The organism is Pedobacter cryoconitis (assembly GCF_014200595.1).
GTDB lineage: Bacteria > Bacteroidota > Bacteroidia > Sphingobacteriales > Sphingobacteriaceae > Pedobacter > Pedobacter cryoconitis_C.
Genome location: NZ_JACHCG010000006.1, coordinates 29,385 through 47,212 on the forward strand (window position 1 = coordinate 29,385; position 17,828 = coordinate 47,212).

Annotated in this window: 12 protein-coding genes; 5 read left to right on the plus strand and 7 right to left on the minus strand. The window is 40.2% G+C overall.

All coding sequences use genetic code 11. The annotated features are described in order from the left end of the window. Positions 1-14: 14 nt before the first annotated feature. Positions 15-1,226: a bifunctional 3,4-dihydroxy-2-butanone-4-phosphate synthase/GTP cyclohydrolase II gene (locus HDE70_RS24690; protein WP_111633529.1), complete on the plus strand. Its 1,212-nt coding sequence runs from the start codon at positions 15-17 to the stop codon at positions 1,224-1,226. Here the strand turns inward: HDE70_RS24690 and HDE70_RS24695 are convergent. After that, a complete protein-coding gene (locus tag HDE70_RS24695; RefSeq protein WP_317617436.1) occupies positions 1,210-5,601 on the minus strand; it encodes a translocation/assembly module TamB domain-containing protein in 4,392 nt (1,463 codons plus the stop codon). The genes HDE70_RS24690 and HDE70_RS24695 overlap by 17 nt on opposite strands. A 128-nt stretch (positions 5,602-5,729) precedes the next feature. Here HDE70_RS24695 and tsaD point away from each other — a divergent pair, with 128 nt between their 5' ends. Continuing rightward, positions 5,730-6,731, plus strand: a complete 1,002-nt coding sequence (gene tsaD, locus HDE70_RS24700) for a tRNA (adenosine(37)-N6)-threonylcarbamoyltransferase complex transferase subunit TsaD (RefSeq protein WP_183892143.1) — start codon at positions 5,730-5,732, stop codon at positions 6,729-6,731. Between the two features lie 56 nt (positions 6,732-6,787). Further along, complete coding sequence (locus HDE70_RS24705; protein ID WP_111633532.1) at positions 6,788-6,967, plus strand: hypothetical protein; 180 nt, start codon at positions 6,788-6,790, stop codon at positions 6,965-6,967. Positions 6,968-7,042: 75 nt separating this feature from the next. Here the strand turns inward: HDE70_RS24705 and recA are convergent, their stop codons facing one another. The 4 genes from recA to HDE70_RS24725 form a co-directional block, all read right to left on the minus strand. Continuing rightward, positions 7,043-8,056, minus strand: a complete 1,014-nt coding sequence (gene recA / locus HDE70_RS24710) for a recombinase RecA (protein WP_183868471.1) — start codon at positions 8,054-8,056, stop codon at positions 7,043-7,045. 109 nt (positions 8,057-8,165) lie between these two features. Then, positions 8,166-8,849 (minus strand): endonuclease III, encoded by a 684-nt coding sequence (gene nth / locus HDE70_RS24715; RefSeq protein WP_183892144.1) that lies wholly within the window; start codon positions 8,847-8,849, stop codon positions 8,166-8,168. 61 nt (positions 8,850-8,910) lie between these two features. Then, a complete protein-coding gene (locus HDE70_RS24720) occupies positions 8,911-9,108 on the minus strand; it encodes a hypothetical protein (RefSeq protein WP_183868473.1) in 198 nt (65 codons plus the stop codon). Positions 9,109-9,296: 188 nt separating this feature from the next. Continuing rightward, entirely contained in the window at positions 9,297-9,872 is a 576-nt protein-coding gene (locus tag HDE70_RS24725; protein WP_041882334.1) for an RNA polymerase sigma factor, read from the minus strand. A 266-nt stretch (positions 9,873-10,138) separates the two neighbouring features. Here HDE70_RS24725 and uvrA point away from each other — a divergent pair, with 266 nt between their 5' ends. Further along, positions 10,139-12,952 carry an excinuclease ABC subunit UvrA gene (gene uvrA / locus HDE70_RS24730; protein ID WP_183892145.1) on the plus strand — a complete coding sequence of 938 codons (2,814 nt, stop codon included), beginning with the start codon at positions 10,139-10,141 and terminating at the stop codon, positions 12,950-12,952. 83 nt (positions 12,953-13,035) lie between these two features. Continuing rightward, complete coding sequence (locus HDE70_RS24735) at positions 13,036-13,656, plus strand: LysE family transporter (RefSeq protein ID WP_068406220.1); 621 nt, start codon at positions 13,036-13,038, stop codon at positions 13,654-13,656. A 565-nt stretch (positions 13,657-14,221) separates the two neighbouring features. On the opposite strand, the gene HDE70_RS24740 is transcribed toward HDE70_RS24735, so the two are convergent. Together HDE70_RS24740 and HDE70_RS24745 are read right to left on the minus strand one after the other, a co-directional pair. Then, positions 14,222-15,259, minus strand: a complete 1,038-nt coding sequence (locus HDE70_RS24740) for a DUF2157 domain-containing protein (protein WP_183892146.1) — start codon at positions 15,257-15,259, stop codon at positions 14,222-14,224. Positions 15,260-15,351: 92 nt separating this feature from the next. Then, on the minus strand, positions 15,352-17,580 hold the full coding sequence (locus HDE70_RS24745; protein ID WP_183892147.1) for a cation:proton antiporter: 2,229 nt from the start codon (positions 17,578-17,580) through the stop codon (positions 15,352-15,354). Positions 17,581-17,828: the final 248 nt, after the last annotated feature.

A 17,828-nucleotide genomic window follows, 5' to 3' on the forward strand; every position in this document is an offset into this window, starting at 1 on the left:
GGTCTGATTATAAAATGGAAATTAAACTGAACGCAATAGAAGATGCTGTTGCAGATATAAAAGCCGGTAAAGTCGTTATTGTTGTAGACGATGAGGATCGTGAAAATGAAGGCGACTTCCTTACTGCTGCTGGGAATGCAACACCTGAAGTTATTAACTTCATGGCCACTCATGGAAGAGGCCTGATCTGTGCCGCAATTACTGAAGAAAGATGTGATGAATTAAACCTGGAGCTGATGGTCGGTAAAAATACCGCGGCTTATGAAACTAATTTTACGGTTTCAGTAGATCTGATAGGACATGGTTGTACCACTGGTATTTCTGCGTCAGATCGTTCTAAGACCATCCAGGCATTGATCAATCCGGATACGAATCCTGATGAGCTGGGCAGGCCCGGACATATATTCCCTTTACGTGCCAAAGATGGTGGAGTGCTGAGACGTGCAGGCCATACCGAAGCAGCCGTAGATTTAGCGAGGTTAGCTGGAATGGTACCTGCCGGAGTTTTGGTAGAGATTATGAAAGAAGACGGAGAGATGGCAAGACTGCCTGACCTGATCAAAATAGCAGCGCAGCACAATTTGAAAATAATCTCTATTAAAGACCTGATTGCTTATCGCCTGAAAAATGATAGCCTGATCAAAGAAGAGGTTACGATTAACCTGCCTACAGAATGGGGTGATTTCAAAATGACTGCTTATACACAACTGGAAAATAATGCTACACACCTTGCTTTGAGCAAAGGGGAGTGGACAGCAGATGAAGCTATATTGGTTAGGGTACACAGTTCATGCGTTACTGGTGATATTTTTGGTTCCTGCCGGTGCGATTGCGGCCCTCAGCTGCATAAAGCATTACAGATGATCGAAAAAGAAGGTAAAGGAATTGTAGTTTATATGAACCAGGAAGGCCGTGGTATTGGCCTGGTGAACAAATTATTATCTTATAACCTTCAGGATGCTGGTTTTGATACAGTAGAGGCTAATATTAAATTAGGCTTTAAAGGTGATGAACGTGATTATGGCGTAGGGGCACAGATTCTAAGAGCACAGGGTGTTCGTAAAATGCGGCTGATGTCTAATAATCCTACAAAAAGAGCCGGACTGATTGGTTATGGTTTAGAAGTTGTGGAGAATATTCCGATTGAGATCTTAAGCAATTCGCACAACGAAACTTACCTTAAAACAAAAAGGGATAAAATGGGCCATACTATAATGAAGGGGTAGTCAATACCGCTTCTTTAAGTAACCTCTTTTGTTCTTCGGTGACCGCATCTTTATTAACAGATTGTTTTTTATGCTGGTGCGTGTCATCTTGTTTGTTCTTTAAGTTTTTACGGTATTTTCCCGTAACCTTCTGGACAAACTCTCTGAAATTATCAAATTGCTGTGAATAAATCAGGCCGAATGAAGTTACATTCACGTTCTGATTTATTCCAGTATTGACAAAAATACTTTGTTGTGTAGGCGGCTTGTTGGCCAGCTTACCGATCAGTGTCCCATCCTTTCGGATAAGCGCCAGGACTTCAACCTCACTACCCACACTATTTCTTGAAAATCCGATAGGGGAGAGATCACTCGTACTTCTGTTGTCTATGACACCTGCATTGACAATGATCCGGTTATTGAAAAACTTGAACGATGCACTGGCCTCACTGAGTGACCGGATATTGATATCCACGAAATCAAGGTTAAGTGAAGATAATACATTGTTAAACTGGTTAAACAGCAGCTCTGTTGCGGTACTGGCAACGCCAGACGTTACTTGTTTACCCAAATCCTCTTTACCACCTCCAGGAGCAAAACTTCTTCTGATAATTAAGCTGAATGCCTGAAGGTTCAGGTTGTTCGGATCACTAAAATAAGCCTGAAGTTCTTCTTTGATCGACGGGTTAGAAGGGAAGAAAATATCAAGCTTAATATCCGGCTTTAATAAAAGGCCACTCAATCCCATCTCAACTTCCACAGGTACCCTTAACAGAGAGTTACTACTGTTATCCCTGTTAGCAGCAGCATACAGGTCGGAAAGACTCGCTCTAAGCTCATAAATTGCCTTCAGCTGTATTTGAGCTTGTGTTGGGTTTCCAGTCCACCTGATCGTACCTCCTTGCCTGATGTTAAATTTCTTGTTGATAATCTCCTGCGCGGTAAAATCAAAACTACCCGATTCAATGATATAATCACCCGACATCTCAAAGTCTCCAAGACTATTGATCTCCAGGTTAAGGTCGGCATTTCCTTTTCCGCTTAAGTTCCCCAGGTTGGTAAACAGGTTAGCAGTACTGTTAGGGTCTACCTGTAATTTAAAGCTCATCGTGATCCCATCAAAATTGATAGCTTTCTTAACGTTTGCCGTGGTATCCTTATTCAAAAACGTAATGAAGTCTTTGTTTGATACAGTTTCTGAACTATTTAATGGAAGATTGAATACTGTTCCTTTTTCTGTTTTGGCGTCAATTCCAATAAATAACTTATTTGTCGGGCCTCTGAAGATGAAAGTACCTGTAGCAAAAGCTTGTCCGAAATAGAGTTCATTATCTTTGATTGTCGTGTTTAAAGCCATGAAATTTTTGGCTTTGATATTAATATCCAGTGTTGGTGTATTGATATTGTTCATATCTACCGAACCATGGGCAGTCGCAATATTGCCGCCAACGTCTTTTAATTCAAGGTCGTCAATATCAATCACACTTTTATCTACACTCACTTTTTGTGAGATGGTATAGGCAGTTTTTAAGTAATTTACGGTTAGTTCTGCTTTATCGAGTGTAATATCTCCGTCAATCTGCGGGGCATTAAATGCACCTTTAATGGTGAGGTCAGTAGAGATATGCCCTTTGAGGTTAGAAACCAGATCGCTTACAAATGGAGACAATACAGTCAGTTCACTTTCATCCATTTTCACGGTAAGGTCTATGTTTTTCTCCTTCAGATCCAGACGCCCGTTCACTTTAAGGGTTTCTTTTCCATCTCTGTTGATCCGGGTAAATATACTGGCAAGATTGGTTTCCTGATTATAAGAAGAAGTATCTGTCAAAGAACCTATATAAGTATCATTGAAGTTCAGGGAGTCAATTTTAATGTCATCATTAATCTTTGGTGATTTCAGCAGCCCGTAAAGTTTCGTTTTACCGTTTACATTACCTGACAATTGTATGCCCACCGTTTTCATGAAAGGGTTTAATGTTTTTAAGCTGAAGTCTTTAAACCCTACTTTAAGGACATCGTTAACATCCTCAGATAAAATTCCATCCACGGTTAACAGCTGATTGCCATTTCGCAGATCAAAATTACTGATCTCAGTTTTACCATTTTTGAAACCTATTCTCACCTTATCCTGAATAGCCCAGTCCTGGCTGTTAATTTTTAGCAGGGAAGGCAGGACACTGATACGGGTTGTATCTTTTCCAAACTCTACCAGGCCGTTTAAATCCAGCTGATTCGCGTCATCTGAATTGGATAGTTTAACGTTGAGTGCAAGGCTGTCATTACGGAGTACATTTGAAATGTTAACGTTCTTGATATACAAACTATCATTCAGGTCTACGCGGTCGGAAGTAATAATTGCCTGTAACTGATTGGTCGTCGTGTTTTCATCGATAATAATATTGTTAGCGATGACCCCTTTATATTTCAGTTTTTTAATGAATCCATTCAGCGTGGCTATTTTCTTTTCGGAATCAAAATTCCCGACCAGTTCTGCCTGATCTTCTATTTCCAAACCCGGGGCAATTAATTCGGCAACCGGTTCAAAACGTTTGATTTTAAGCTGAAACTTAAAGATCTGATTTTTGAAATTTACAATATCTGCTTTAAGAGAAGGGATGTAAGTTTTTGCAAGTGATTTATAATAAGAAGGCAGCGTGTTCAGGTCATACTGGCCCTGAATACTGGCTTCCAGTACATCCGAATTGATTCTTAGCGTCCTGTCTGCACCAATTCCTTTAGCTTGCAATTGAACAGAATCAATATTGTAGATCCCTTTTACATTGTTAAGCCTTATCTTCTCTATGAGTAAATCGCCTTGAATATTGTTCAGGTTAGTCCCTGAAAAATTGGTCTGGAAGTTCGCATCTACCATCAGTGAGTCTTTGAACAAATGAAGATTACGAAGTTTGGCATTCCTGATAGAAGCCTTAAAGTCGAACACAGGGAGTTTAGGATTTAAGTTTACCCCGCCGTCAAAGTCCAGTTTTATATTTTTATCATCAATACTCAGTTTTCCGTCGAAGTATTTTTTGTCAAAAACCCCATCCACTTTAACATTGGTATAACGGTAATCATTGAAGTCTATATATTTTACATCGCCATTAATTTGCTCGGTCAGGCTGTTGAGTTCTGTACCTTTACCTTTCACATAAACGGAGGCAGTTATCTTTCCAAGGCTGTTTTCATCAATCAGGTTCCCTAAATTGAAGTCGTATGTTTTTACATTTCCGGAGTAAGAAGGGACACCTTGCTTACTGATTTTCATGTTTACATCTGAAACGATCCGCCCCAGTTTAGTTTTGAACTCGCCAAAAGCGATAAAGTCATTTTGGAAGCCTGTAAAATTCCCATTGAAATAAATATCCCCGAATTTCTGGACAATCACAGGGATCACTGTTTTACGGTTCCCGGTTACATTAGCCAGCAGTTCATCTAAATCCTTTTTATTAGTAGAAGCCATTTCAACTTTCATCTCCATAAAAGTTTCATCGAGTTCAGGCAAGCCTTTCAGGTTGAAATCACCTTTGATATAGGTAGCCTTACCGGCCTTAACAGAGAGCTTTTTTGCCCTCAGGTTATTTACGAGTCCGGTAATCTGTCCATCGATGTCAATGTTCAGGTTCATCTTTGCAACTTCCGAAGTGAAGTAGGCGACATCTCTTGATTCCAGGTGACTGTTCTTGAAATGAGCCTTCATTCTCACTTTATTCACATAATCGTTAAAGTCTTCATAATCATGGAACCTCATTTCGAAGTAATCCGACAGATGACTTTTATTCGTAACCAGGGTTAACTTTTTAAGTTCAATACGGTTCGTATCTACCGTAGTAAATGCGGATAGATTTTTCAGGTAAAAACCACTTTTCTCTTTGAAGGTCAGATTTTTTATATCTGCTTGCATCAGGTGATCGGTCGTATTCAGTTTTTCAAAAATACCGTTCAGACTGGTCAGCTCTACATCCTCGAAGTTTACTCCGTTCATGACGGTATCGACATTCAGGTTTTTATATTTTAATTGCAGGTTATTCAGGATTACCCGGTTAAAAGTGATTTTATAGGGTTTCTTTTTCTTCTTTATAGTGGTTGGAGAGCCTGAATCAAAGTAGTCAATGATAAAGTCAACATTTGTCCCTTTATTTTTTCCTTTATATTTTTTCAGGAAGAAAGAGCCGTTGTTCAATTGTACTGTATTGACGTCAATGATTCGCTTATCGAAGGACAGCATGTTGAGGTCTACAATAAATTTAGGGGTGCTTAACAGGGTGTCCTTCTGCTGATCGAGTACCAAAAGGTCCTCAATGACTAAATATTTGAAGGGTTTAACGTAAATGCTGTGTAAAGAAATCGTCGTGTTTAATTCTTTGGACAGGTAATCTGCTGCTTTTTTTGCCACAAAAGTCTGCACAGGCCGGAACTGAAGCGAAAATAAGATAATCGCGAGCAGCAGCAGAATCGATGCAATAAACCAAAGAAGTATTTTTAATAGTTTTTTGATAGTTTTGTAGCTTAATAATAATCAACGTGTCAGTAATACTTGCTATCGAATCCTCTTGTGATGAAACTTCTGTTGCTATTTGTAATAACGGCAAAATTACTGCCAATGTTATTGCAAACCAAACTATTCATGAAAATTATGGTGGTGTAGTTCCTGAATTAGCTTCAAGAGTTCACCAACAGAATATTGTACCAGTAATTCAGCAGGCATTAATCGATGCTAAAGTTAGCAAAAAGGATATAAATGCCATAGCTTTTACCAGGGGACCGGGATTATTGGGGTCTTTATTGGTAGGGGTATCCTTTGCCAAATCTTTTGCCCTTGCTTTAGACCTGCCGCTTATCGCTGTGAATCATATGCACGCGCATATTCTCGCGCATTTTATTGATGATCCGAAACCATTATTTCCATTTTTATGTTTGACAGTTTCTGGTGGACATACGCAAATTGTTTTAGTGAAAGACTATTTTGATATGGAAATAGTAGGGGAATCACTGGATGATGCTGCGGGTGAAGCATTTGATAAGACTGCCAAGATCCTGAATCTTCCTTATCCTGGCGGGCCGCTGATTGATTTGCATGCAGCAAAAGGTAATCCGCTGGCTTATAAATTTCCTGAACCTCAGATCAAAGATTTGAATTATAGTTTTAGTGGTTTAAAGACAGCGATATTATATTTTATCAGAGCGCAGGAAAAGATAAATCCTGATTTTATTCAGGAAAACCTGAATGATATTTGTGCTTCTGTACAACATAGTATTGTACATATCTTATTAAATAAGGTGAAGAAAGCAGCAAAGCAATATAATATTAAAGAGATTGCAATTGCTGGTGGTGTTTCTGCCAATACAGGATTGCGCAAGGCACTGGAAGAGAAGTCTGTGGAGCTGGGCTGGAAGGTTTTTATTCCTGCGTTTCAGTTTTGTACGGATAACGCAGCAATGATTGCTATTGCAGGTCATTATAAGTTTATAAATCAAGAATTTGTTGGTCAGGATATTGCTCCTGCATCAAGAATGGAATTTTAAGCTGTTACTTTGGGTAGCAGTAGTATATTTAATATTAAGACACTAAAATATTTGTTATGAATTCAATGAGTTTTTTATTTTTCGGCATGATGCTGGTTCCTTTCATTTTGCTTTTGATCTGGATGATCAAACAGGATAAGAATAAGAACTATATCGGTCTTGTCGTACTGGTTGCGGCTATATTTATAGCCGCTTATGTAGCGGTTAACGTGGATATGAAGTTTATGAACCCATAAGTTTTTTTGGTTTCATAAAAAAACCGGTATATCCTTATGGGGTATACCGGTTTTTTGTTGACTAGTAGGCTGGGCTTACAACAATTCTTCTAATTTCTCACCAGTTACTTCTTCTCTGATTTTTCTTTCGATTTCGTCAGCTAATTCTGGATTGTCCAATAGTAATTGTTTAACAGCATCTCTTCCTTGTCCTAATTTAGTTTCACCGTAAGAGAACCATGAACCTGCTTTTTTAACGATATTGAAATCTACACCTAAGTCGATGATCTCACCAACTTTAGAGATTCCCTGACCAAACATAATATCGAATTCTGCAATTCGGAATGGAGGAGCTACTTTGTTCTTAACGATTTTTACTTTTACTCTGTTACCTGAAACTTCATCAGCATCTTTAATCTGAGAAGTTCTTCTGATGTCAAGACGTACAGAAGCGTAGAATTTTAAGGCATTACCACCAGTTGTTGTTTCCGGGTTACCGAACATCACACCAATTTTTTCACGTAACTGGTTGATGAAGATACAGCAACATCCTGTTTTAGCGATTGTTCCTGTTAGTTTTCTTAAAGCCTGAGACATTAAACGGGCCTGAAGACCCATTTTAGAGTCACCCATTTCACCTTCGATCTCTGCTTTCGGTACTAAAGCTGCAACCGAGTCAATTACGATTACATCAATAGCTCCTGATCTGATCAGGTTGTCAGCGATTTCTAAAGCTTGCTCACCGTTATCTGGTTGTGCAATTAACAGGTTGTCTACATCTACACCTAATTTCTTTGCATAGAATTTATCGAAAGCGTGTTCTGCATCAATAAATGCGGCAACACCACCTTTTTTCTGTGCTTCAGCAATGATATGGGTTGCCAAAGTAGTTTTACCAGAAGATTCAGGACCGTAAATCTCGATCACACGTCCTTTTGGTACACCACCAATACCTAAAGCGATATCTAAGGTAATAGAGCCGGTTGAGATAGACTCAATAGATTCAGTAGGTGTATCACCTAATTTCATCACGGCACCTTTACCGTAAGATTTTTCTAACTTATCTAATGTAAGTTGTAATGCTTTTAATTTATCTGGGTTTGGGATCATCTTATTTAATTAGGTCGTAAATATAAAATATTTAAAACTATATACAGTAGTAATTATACTAATTTATTTAGCAAAAATAAGTAATTATTTTCAATAAATAATAAAATATCTAAAATTGTTGAATTTGATGGGTTTCCTGGCTAATAGCTTTAGCTGATTTGTTCAGTTTCTCATAATATTTACAGATCGAAGTGATCTCACAAATATTGCATTTTGGAGAACGCGCAACACATACATACCTGCCATGAAGGATCAGCCAGTGATGGGCAACATGAATAGTTTCTTCTGGTAAATATTTAACCAGATCTTTTTCTACTGCCAGTGGGGTTTTTCCAGTAGTGAGCCCGATACGGTTGGCTACACGGAATACATGCGTGTCTACGGCCATTGCTGGTGCATTGTAAATTACTGATGCAATTACATTGGCTGTTTTCCTGCCTACACCGGGCATTTTCTGCAATTGGCCGATATCTGAAGGCACTACATTATTAAATTCATTTAACAGCATGTTGGCCATACCTACCAGGTGTTTCGCTTTGTTGTTCGGATAACTTACACTCCTGATATAATCAAAAACGATGTCAGGGGTAACTTCTGCGAGTGCTTTCGCATTCGGGAAGCGTTGGAATAAAGCGGGGGTAACCTGGTTGATTCTTTTATCGGTGCATTGTGCAGATAAAATTACTGCGACCAGCAGCTGAAAAGGGTTATTGTAATGAAGTTCTGTTTCAGCATCAGGCTGTTTAGCAGAAAAATAGGCTACAAATTGTTTATACCTTTCTTTTTTAAGCATAGTGGGACAAAGATAAAACAAAAAAAGCTGCCATCACTGGCAGCTTTGTCTTTTAGATTGATTACAGAGACTTGGAATAAGCCAGGATTTTGGAAATAGTTTCCTCATCAGGGTTTTTATTCAACAAGTCCATCTGAGATTTTATGCTTTCATAAAACATTAAATCGAGGTCGTTGAAAAACTCACTACTTATATTTTCAGCATGCTGATTTAAGTAGTGGGAATTTGAGATAGGAGTAGAGGTTGTTATCATAAGCATTAAACTGTTTTTGTTTTCTAATTTAACGAAACAATTCAACATTTATTTTCATCAGAGCATATTGTTTTTTCCGTTTGTCTGTTTTTATTGTACTTATGGGCACTACAGACTTTCAGCAGTTTAATTCTGCCTTGGCAGAGAGATTACTAAAACGATAAAAAAATACAACAAGACGATTTCAACCTATTCTAGGTTACTTCCTTTACTTTCATCATTTTACGAAGATTACTCAAAGCATATCTCATCCGGCCTAATGCCGTATTGATACTTACATCGGTCAGATCCGCTATTTCTTTAAAACTAAGGTCTGCGTAATGGCGCATAATCAGCACTTCTTTCTGTTCATCAGGAAGAAGCTGGATCAGTACGCGCAGGTCGGTATGGGTTTGTTCTCTCAGTAATTTATCTTCTGCATTTTCTTCGTGAATTTGCAGCATATTGAGTACATCAGTCCCATCTGCACTGGTAATAACCGGCGCACGTTTTTCACGTCTGAAATAATCGATGACTAAGTTGTGGGCAATACGCATCACCCATGGTAAAAATTTACCTTCTTCGTTGTACCTTCCTGAGCGGAGGGTATTGATGACTTTAATAAAAGCATCCTGAAAAATGTCTTCTGCTAAATACTGATCTTTAACCAGTAAATATATAGAAGTGTATATCTTGGATTTGTATCTGTTCAGGAGTTCTTCAAGAACTGATTCATTTCCTTTCAGGTATAACTTCACTAATTCCTGATCACTATATGATTGTAACTTCATAGGATTATCTAAACTAAATTCCCTTGCTTGGTGTGCTAAAAAAAGATTGAGTAGATGTTTTTGCTATAGTGGTTCTCCTATGTTTTTTAAAAATGGTTATTTAATTGATTGTGTTACAAGTTCAAAAGAAGCATTTTTTTATCAGATTACAAGAATAAAAGTAGTAAAAAAAATTAAATTAGTTTAAAGAGCCGTATTTTTGCATTCTCCCCACAAACTAATTTTGTGTTTTTTGGGTTATATTAGCAAATCCTATAAGGAAGTCAATGAGTAAGGAAACGGAGAAAGATCCACATAAAAACATTATTATCAAGGGTGCCAGGGTACATAACCTCAAGAATATTGATGTTGCAATACCAAAAAACAAGCTGGTAGTCATCACCGGAATGTCGGGTTCAGGGAAATCTTCCCTTGCCTTTGACACGCTGTATGCTGAAGGACAAAGAAGATATGTAGAAAGTCTTTCTTCTTATGCCCGCCAGTTTATGGGCCGGATGAACAAGCCGGATGTTGATTATATTAAAGGTATTGCCCCTGCCATCGCAATTGAACAGAAAGTAATTACGTCCAATCCGAGATCTACGGTTGGAACTTCAACAGAAATTTACGATTATCTGAAGTTGCTTTTTTCCAGAATCGGCAAAACTATTTCGCCGGAATCGGGAGCTGTAGTGAAAAAGGATACGGTAAGTACGGTTGTTGATTTTGTATCCAAACTTGGAGAGGATAGCGTGGCTACAATTTTCTGCCCGCTTCATCCGCACAATAACAGATCTGTTAAGGAGGAGCTGGCTGTATTGTTACAGAAGGGATTTCTAAGGGTTTACCTTGGGGATACGGTTCATAAAATTGAAGCTGTACTGGAAGATGAGCAGTTTAAGGATACGGAGCTTAAGGATGCTGAGACGATCAAGATCCTGATTGACCGGATTGTTTTCCATGATGATGATGAAACGATGAGCCGGTTGGCTGATTCTATTCAGACTGCCTTTTTTGAAGGTAAGGGCGATTGTTATGTGGAGCATGAGGGTAAAATCACTCATTTCTGTGATCGTTTTGAATTGGATGGGATTCGTTTTGAGGAGCCTACACCAAATTTCTTTAGTTTCAATAATCCTTATGGTGCTTGTAAGCGTTGTGAGGGGTATGGAAATGTGATTGGAATTGACGAGGATCTGGTTGTTCCTGATAAGAGCAAGAGTCTTTATGATAATGCAATTGCACCGTGGCGTGGTGAAAAAATGCGGGAGTGGTTAAATAAGCTGATCAAGAATGCTTCGAAGTTTGATTTTCCTATTCACAGACCTTTTAATGAGTTAACGGAGAAGGAACAGCGGTTAATCTGGACGGGTAATAAATATTTTGAAGGACTGGATGCCTTTTTTGAGGAGCTGGAACAGCAGACTTATAAGATACAGTACAGAGTGATGTTGTCGCGTTACCGCGGAAAAACTATTTGCCCGGATTGTAAGGGTTCAAGGTTGCGTAAAGATGCTTCTTATGTAAAGATTGGCGGAAAGTCGATTGTGGATGTGGTATTAATGCCTTTATCTATTATCCAGGATTTCTTTGATAACCTGGAGCTTTCTGAAACGGATGTTAAGATTTCAAAGCGTTTACTGGCGGAGGTAACGAGCCGTGTGTTATACTTGAATAATGTCGGTTTAGGGTATTTAACTTTAAACAGGTTGTCGAATACGCTTTCGGGTGGGGAGTCTCAGCGTATTAATTTAGCAACTTCACTGGGCAGTAGTTTGGTGGGGTCTATTTATGTGCTGGATGAGCCTAGTATTGGTTTGCATCCAAGGGACACGAATAAGCTGATCGAGGTATTACAGTCTTTACGAAATGTTGGAAACACAGTAATTGTGGTGGAGCATGAGGAGGAGATGATGAGGGCTGCGGACCATATTATTGACATCGGCCCTGAGGCGGGTACTTTAGGTGGAAACCTGGTGTTTACGGGTACTTATAAGGAGATTATTAAGGATAAAAAGAGTTTGACGGGGAAATACTTGTCGGGCGAAGAGAATATAGCAATTCCTGCGGTGAGAAGAAAATGGGCTGACCATATTCTGATTAAGGGGGCACGAGAGAATAATCTTAAGAATATTGAGGTGAAGTTTCCACTTGGTGTTTTTACGGTAGTAAGCGGGGTTTCGGGATCGGGTAAAACGAGCTTGATCAAGAAGATTTTATATCCTGCGCTGCAAAAGGCAATTGGTAATTATGCTGGTGAACAGACTGGTTTGTATGATGGGATATTCGGCAATTATGAGCTGATCAGCCAGGTAGAAATGGTGGATCAGAATCCGATTGGCCGTTCTTCGCGTTCTAATCCTGTCACGTATGTGAAGGCTTGGGACGATGTCCGTGCTTTGTTTTCTGCTTTGCCTGCTGCGAAGGCGGCGGGGTTAAAGCCTGCTGCGTTTTCTTTTAATGTGGAGGGTGGCCGTTGTGATGTTTGCCAGGGTGAGGGTGAGGTGAAGATTGAGATGCAGTTTATGGCGGATATTTACTTGCCTTGTGAGGCTTGTGGTGGCCGCAGGTTCAAGCAGCAGATTCTTGATATTACTTATCAGGATAAGAATGTGGCTGATATCCTGGATTTAACGATTGATGAAGCGGTAGGGTTTTTTAAGAATGAGCCAAAGATTTTGAATAAGTTACAGCCGCTTGTTGATGTTGGTTTGGGGTATGTTCATTTGGGACAGAGTTCTAATACTTTGTCTGGTGGTGAGGCGCAGCGGATCAAGCTGGCTTCGTTTTTAATTAAGGGAAATAGTGCGAGTAAAACGATGTTCATTTTTGATGAACCGACTACTGGTTTGCATTTCCATGATATTAAGAAGTTGTTGATTGCTTTGAATACGTTGATTGAGCAGGGAAATACGATTTTAGTGATCGAGCATAATATGGATATGATCAAGTCTGCGGATTGGGTGATTGATATCGGGCCTGAGGGTGGTGATGGTGGTGGCAGTGTTGTTTTTGAGGGAACGCCTGAGGATCTGATTGGTACAAAGGGTTCTTATACTGCGAAGTATTTATTGCCGCATTTGAAGCCTTCTTTGGTTTAATCATAATTTTTTAAGGGCTGATGTTTATTCGTCAGCTCTTTTTTTTGACAAGTAGTACGGATTAATTAATTTTATATTAGCGCATGCTTTTTCTAACCTTATTCCTCGGGATAATTCTAAATTCGATAGGGTATATCCCGCCTGGAAATATCAACCTTACGGTGGTACAGATAACTATTACTCGTGGTATAAAACAGGCTTTGTATTTTATCCTGGCTTTTTCTGCGGTAGAGGTTTTGTTCACTTTTGGTGTAATGAGGTTTGTGCAGTGGTTGTCGAGCGAGATTAAAGTGGGCAATTATATTGATGTCGTGATGATTGTGATGTTCACGGTGCTGGGGGTGATCACGTGGCGGTCAAGGAAGGAAATGCCTAAGGCTGATTATTCGAAAAAGGATAGTATCAGGTATGGGATGTTACTTGGGGTGCTTAATCCAATGCAGATTCCTTATTGGTTGTTTGTGGGGACGTACTTGATTTCTCATGAGTGGATTGATATTGGATATTTGTCGTTAACGGTGTTTAGTATCGGGTCGGGAATTGGCGCCGCTGTAGCTTTGTATGGTTTTGCAAGGTTTGCTCAATATATTCAAACGAAGTTCGCTTTAAGTAGTTATGTGGTCAATAGGGCAATCGCGTTGTTGTTCTTCGCACTTTCCGCTTATCATGTTGTTAAGCTTGGGCTGGTGTACTTAGGGAAATAAAAAAACCTGGCATGTGTTTTCCGACTGGCATTCCCCGAACGGGAATGAGGTCTGGAAAACACATGCCAGGTTTTTTTATTTTCGATACGTAAGGTTTTATGGGTTAACAATAGGATGCGCTACAAGGAAGACAAATGTGACGACGCGGTTGGTTTGCTTGTTGGATTTTTAATAGGATTACTTGCTGGATTGCTAATAGGATTGCTTTTTGGATTGTTAGTTACTTGTTAGATTGCTATTAGAATTGCTCTTGGATTGCTTCCCGCTTATTAGAAAGAACTTTTTCTTTTCATTTTCTGGTTCCACAGAAAAAACATGTTTTATATTCCTGTAATCAGAACCTGCCAAATACCTTGTTGTAATATGATTGTCTTACAATCAAACTATGTCTGCCTGGCTAGTGTGTGAATTTATTATAGATTTAAAAATTAGAATTATAGAGACATTTATGGCTTGAATGATAGCCCATACCGAAAGAATAGGCAACCGGTTAAGTGCCTGCCTTTCTGAAGACTGTTGAGAAGTTTTACCGTTGGAGCTGGACTGGAAGGGAAACTTGGTTTTGCTATTTTTTCAGGAATTCAACGTTCCAGATCTTTTCGGCTTTCCGGCCGATTAGCCAGAAGGATGCAGCGAGTACACTAAAGAAAAGGGCTTTATGCCAGCTGTCCCAGAAATATTCGAAGTAACGGGTGTAAAGGTTGATGAACAGAAAGGTAATCCCGAATTCACGGGCAATGTCGTCACGGTATTTAAGTCCTATGAAAATACTGGCTACGCAGGCAACGGCCGAAATGATAGCCCAGTAGAAAAGACTGATTTGCTTGATGGCATACCATTTATCGAGGGTGCCGAAGTTACCGAATACGGAGATTAGCCACAGGGATACGAAAAGATAAACCATCCCGCAGATGTATGTGGTATCGTAAAATTGCTGGAAGATTTTTACGTTTTTCAGGGATAAAGAGATTGCTGTAAGGGCAAGTCCGAAAGCGACAAAACGTAAGGGGTAATTCATGCCGAGAAAGTAAAGGTTATCACGGGACATATAGCCGGTCTCTGTTCCAAACCAGGCGCCAAGGGAAATTAAAACGAAGATCCAGATGAGACGGGATTTGAAGAGATAAGCCAGTATGCCGTAGATGAATACGGAGAGCAGAATCAGAATGGAGAAGTGCCCGTCTCCTTTATCAAAGGCTTTACCGAGGTAGGCTATGGCATTGGCGGTAAGCATAACGGCGGTAAAAATAATGGCGTCGTTACTGAAGACCTGCATGGGCATGGTCTTTTTTCGGGTAAAGCTTATTTTATAGAGGATACCCGCTCCGACCGCAGAAAGCAGGCTGATAATGCTGTTGGGGGTGTCGTAAAGGTTTTTTAAGTAGTCGAGGAATTTATTGTCGATCAGCAGGGCGCCGAGTGAGATTACGCCGCAGGCCATCGCAATCCAGAAGGAGTATTGAGCTAGTCTCCGCCAATCAAATGACTTGGCCTCATAGCTGGCTTTTAGTTTTTCGATGTCGGCAGGAGTGAGCAGGTTTTCTTCCTGCCAGTGGTCAAGCATTTCATCTAAAAAGTCACTCTTTTCCTGGTCTATCTTCATTTGTTAGTAGTTGAGCCCGGACCCTGTTTTCAGGCAGGGTCCGGGCTTAACGAATCTAGTTGTTTAAATGAACAAACGGAAAATTAATTAGTTTAAACTTTCTTCAGCAGGTCAGGGATCTTTTTATTATTTCCCACAATCCATACGATATCCTCATTCTCAAATATGAGATCGGAATCGGGATTGAGGATACGGATGCCATTTCTCTCGATACCAACTACCAGGCCCTGTGTTTTTTCGCGGATACCGGAATCCCGGATGGTTTGAGCAAATACGGGTGAAGAGGTGTTGATGACGATCTTTTGAAGGGTCATATCCTTTTTAGGGAATGCGCTTTCCTGGTTATCATGGTTAGTACCTTTAAAAAGCTCTCCAACTGCCGCCAGCTGATCATCTGTACCAATCAGCATCACTTTGTCGTTTGGATACAAACGTTCATCACGTCCGGGGGTAGGGATCATCATATTGCCTCTCTCAATCAGCGCAATGTTTACACCGTATTTTTCTCTGACCGCTAATTCAATCAGGGATTTTCCAACAAGAGAGGATTCAGGAGCTATAGTCAATTCTGTTAAGTGGGTATCCCATGGTAATATCTCGGGTTGTTTGTTCTGTTCTTCCCTGGCGTTCAGGTTGTAAAGGAAGCGGTGTTCTAAACGGTCATAAAAGGCCTGGAGTTTCCTGCTGAAAATAATCATCCCGGTAACAATCAGGATCAGGGCGATGACCATCGCTACCCAGGTGTTGTAGAATTGGAAAATCAGGAAACATACGGCAAATATAGCCAGGGCAACCCTTAATACTTCCAGCGCGATTAGTGGCCCGCGGGTGTATTTTTTATTCAGCCATAAGTGGGAGTGTGCTTTACGTTCTATTCTCCGGATCGCCAGCGCCCATAAAAAAGGAGCCATGAAAATCAGGGAAATAATCAGGCTGATGATGATACCCTTATTGCCGTTAATGAGGTTTTGTGTGATAAATGGATGCAGATACCGGGAACCCAGAAAGATAATAGCAATCAGAATTACAGAGTGAATGATCGTATTGAAAGTGTATGATTTGAGTAAGGTTTTCCAGTCACTCATGGTTGTAATTCCGGCAGTACTGGAGCTGTATCTGTTGATGGCCGCCACCCAGCTTTTCGGAAGGGTACGCTCCAGGAACAGGTAAAAGGGCTCTGATGCTTTGATCAGGTAGGGGGTGGTAAAAGTTGTAATTGCAGAAACAGCCACCGCGATTGGGTACAGGAAATCACTGGTTACTTTCAGGGTGAGCCCGAGGGTTGCAATGATAAAGGAGAATTCACCGATCTGCGCTAAACTCATTCCGGTTTGTACGGAGGTTTTTAGGGGCTGTCCGGAGAGCAATGCGCCTAATCCCGAGCTCAGGAATTTCCCAAGAACGGTAGCAATAGTAATGATCAGGATAGGTACGGCATAATCGATCAGGATACTCGGGTCGATCAGCATCCCTACCGAAACAAAGAAGATAGCCGCAAAAAGATCTTTTACAGATTTAGTCAGATGCTCAATTTTCTCTGCTTGTGTGGTTTCAGCAAGAATAGATCCCATGATGAATGCACCAAGAGCAGGGGAGAACCCAACTTTAACGGCAAGTAAAACCATAAGCAGACATAAGGCAATGGAAACGATCAGCATCGTCTCGTCGTTCATGAGTTTTTTTGTCGCCTTCAGGAACGTAGGAACCAGGAAGATACCACCGATGAACCACAGGATCAGGAAGAACAATAGCTTCAGGATAGAGAAAAACATCTCTGCTCCGGCAAATTGCTGACTCACGGCCAATGTAGAGAGCAGGACAAGTAAAAGGATGGCTACAAGGTCTTCTACAATCAGGACACCGAAAACCAGGCCGGCAAATTTCTTATGTTTAACGCCGAGCTCTTCAAAGGCACGGATGATGATGGTTGTTGACGAAACTGATAAAATTCCACCGAGGAAAATACTATCCATCGTTTTCCAGCCCATGGCCTTCCCGGCAACGAAACCGATAAGCAGCATACAAACGACTTCAACAATGGCTGTAATGGAAGCTGATCCACCTACTTTAACCAGCTTTTTGAAACTGAACTCCAGTCCAAGACTAAACAGCAAAAAGATAACCCCGATTTCAGCCCAGATATGGATACTTTCATTGTCGGTTACGGTAGGAATAAAATTAATATGAGGGCCAACTAATAAACCGGCAAGAATATAACCGAGCACTAGTGGTTGTTTGATTTTTTTGAAAAGCAGGGTCGTAATTCCAGCCGCTGCGAGTATTAAGCCTAAATCAGTTATTAATACGGGTAGGTGTAGCATATATAATATTTAATTGTAAAAAAACGGGTTTTGGTTTTGCAATGAAGACGTTACCAGAAAACATGGTTAGGATACAAAAAATCGTATATGAAATTGTAGTGGAAGCAGGTTTGTACGTTATAAGCCTGGACAGGTGTATTTCTGACCGTTTTGCTTTCGGGCAGACGAAACAATTGTAAACTGACTATGGATTGTTTGGTTAAGCTTTGTTGTATAACGGTAGGGTGTTCTAAATCATCTGCGTTTAA